Source organism: Neisseria sp. P0021.S005, from assembly GCF_051956955.1.
The window spans coordinates 1-2,173 of record NZ_JBQCWY010000523.1; the positions used below are offsets into that span (position 1 = coordinate 1).

The following is a 2,173-nucleotide window of genomic DNA, read 5'->3' on the forward strand; positions in this document are numbered from 1 at the left end:
CTTATACACATCTTATCCATATATTTTCCCAAACTAAAAAGGCCGTCTGAACTTGGTTTCAGACGGCCTTTTTCATGTCAAACCGACAATATCAATCGCCCATAACCTTGCCTTCGCGGCGCGGGTCGGCACCACCGAGCAAACCGTCTTTGCCGATTACAATGCCTTGTACGCCGGAATTCAAATCGCGGATTTGGACTTTGTAGCCCAATTTTTCCAACGCAGCCGCTTTATCCGCAGCCGCTGTTTTATCCTCAATTTCATACTGGCTGCCGCGATTGAGCATATTCGGCAGTAAAATTGCCGTCTGAATGTCCATACCCCAGTCGATATGCGCCACCAGTGTTTTAGCGACGAAACCGATAATGCGGCTGCCGCCCGGCGAACCGACCGCCATATAAGGTTTTCCGTCTTTCATCACAATGGTCGGTGCCATCGAAGAACGCGGACGTTTTCCACCGGCAACGCTGTTTGCCACCGTTTTACCGTCCTCTCCGACAGGATTGAAGGCAAAATCGGTTAATTCGTTGTTGAGCAGATAGCCGTTTGCCATCAGCCCCGAACCGAACGCGTTTTCAATCGAAGTCGTCATCGACACGACGTTGCCGTCTTTATCCACAACCACCAAATGGCTGGTGGACGGCAGCTCGACCGCCATGCCTTGCGCGTATTCCTTGCCGAACTTGCCTGCCTGAATAGTTTCCAATGCCTTGTCAGCCTTGCGGATTTCTTCGGCACGCGGTTTCAAATAAGCCTGAGAAATCATGGCTCGGGTCGGAACATTCACAAACGCAGGATCGCCGACATAATAATCGCGGTCGGCAAAAGCAATCCGTGACGCATCGCCTATCCAGCGCCAACTGTGAATATTTTCCGATCCCAACGCCCTCATATCCTGATTTTGTAAGACGCCCAAAATCTCACCCAAAGCAATCGCGCCCGAACTTGGCGCGCCCATGCCGCAAACTTCATATTCACGATACGGCGCGCAAACCGGTTGACGCTCGATAACTTGATAGTTTTTCAAATCCGCCATGCTGATTTTGCCGGGATTATCCACAGCACCGGTAACGGCACGGACAATATTTTGCGCCTGCATTCCCTGATAAAACGGCGCACTGCCTTTTTCCGCCAACAGGCGCACAGAACGCGAAAATTCAGGATTTTTCAAAACCGTTCCTGCAGCCAAAGGTTTGCCGTCAGGCAGGAAGTAAGCGGCGGTTTGCGGATAACGTTGCAAGGGGTCTAAATTTTGCTCGATGGATTTCGCCATACGCGGAGAAACAGCAAAACCTTGTTCCGCCAAAGTAATCGGTTTCTCAAACAAACTTGCCCACGGCAATTTGCCATAACGCTTGTGGACATCTTCCAGCAGCTTCGTAATCCCCGGCACACCGACCGAACGGCCGCCGACCACCGCTTTCATAAAGCCCATCGGTTTGCCGTTTTCATCCAAGAAAAGTTCCGGTGTTGCCGCTTTCGGCGCTGTTTCACGGGCATCAAACGTCGTCAGCTTTTTCGCCTTATTGTCCCAATACACCAGAAACGCACCGCCGCCCAATCCGGAAGACTACGGCTCAACCAGTCCCAAAGTTGTCTGCATGGCAATCATCGCATCTATCGCACTGCCGCCGCGCTTCAAAATTTCATAACCGGCTTCAGTTGCCAGCGGATTGGCAGACGCCGCCATATAATGCTTGGCGCGGATTAATTTCTGCTCCGTCAGCCCTGTTCCTTGCTCCGGCGCATGGTTATCCACAGATACAGAGGGCAGGGAAACTTGAGGCTTTTGAACCGGCTGTTGCGCACAAGCGGCCAAAATCAAAACGGATAACAGGTTAATACTAAAGGAAAACTTCATATGCACACCCTTATTGAAATATTTTCAGACGGCCTTTTCCCAGCTTAAATAAAAGGAAATATGAAAATAACTTGAAATAAAAAACCATTTGACTATTTCTCTAGTCAATCAGTTCCAATTGGAGAAGTATAAAACAGGCTAAGATTGTGCACAGGCAAAAAGTTACCCACAGAATAAAGCAGTAGGAAATTTTTATCCACATCTGCAAACAAGGCCGACAATACTTTATCCTCATCAAAAAATATCAGCTAAGTATTTGAAAAATTTTTGTAATCAAAGTTATCAACAAGCTGTGTCTGCACTCAATATCAT

The 2,173-nt window shown here is 48.7% G+C and carries 1 pseudogene; it reads right to left on the reverse strand.

Going from position 1 to position 2,173, the window contains the following annotated elements:
- Positions 1 to 91 precede the first annotated feature (91 nt).
- Positions 92 to 1,861, reverse strand: a pseudogene (gene ggt, locus ACTHUE_RS16395) (gamma-glutamyltransferase).
- Between the last annotated feature and the right edge of the window lie 312 nt (positions 1,862 to 2,173).